This is a genomic window from Proteus sp. fly-1067, from assembly GCF_040139345.1.
GTDB classification, from domain to species: Bacteria; Pseudomonadota; Gammaproteobacteria; order Enterobacterales; family Enterobacteriaceae; genus Proteus; species Proteus vulgaris_B.
This window is the reverse complement of the sequence record NZ_JBEEUL010000192.1, coordinates 1-576: the sequence shown is the minus strand read 5'-3', so window position 1 is coordinate 576 and position 576 is coordinate 1. Positions and strand designations below refer to the sequence as shown.

Annotated in this window: 1 protein-coding gene; it reads right to left on the bottom strand. The window is 42.4% G+C overall.

Features of this window, described 5'->3' with window-relative positions; all coding sequences use genetic code 11:
* A partial coding sequence (locus ABN217_RS19940; RefSeq protein ID WP_349459958.1) for an ATP phosphoribosyltransferase regulatory subunit occupies positions 1-576 on the bottom strand: 576 nt, incomplete at both ends.

Genomic DNA, 576 nt, shown 5'->3' with positions numbered 1-576 from the left:
AATAAACATCGGTCACTGATTCATCAGCAGTAAAACTTGGGTTAAGGTCTTTAACTAATAAAACCATACGTTCCATACCCATTGCAAAACCAACAGCTGGTGTTGCACGGCCACCCAACTGTTCAACTAGGCCATCATAACGACCACCGGCACATACTGTACCTTGTGAACCTAATGCCGTTGTTACCCATTCAAACACGGTGCGGTTATAATAATCAAGACCACGAACTAAGCGCTGATTGACACGATATCCAATACCCGCCGCATCCAATAATTTACATAAACCATCGAAATGCTCTCGCGATTCATCATCTAAATATTCAAACAATTCAGGTGCGTCATTAAGTAATGTCTGCACATCTTTATTTTTCGAATCCAAAACACGCATTGGGTTAGTGTACATACGACGCTTGCAATCTTCATCGAGTTTATCTTTATGTTGCTCAAGGAACTCAACTAATGCTTCGCGATAACGTGCACGAGCTTCTAAAGAGCCAATCGAGTTCAACTCTAACGTGACATGTCCACTGATGCCTAAAGCACGCCACCAACGCGCAGTCATCATAATCATTTCAG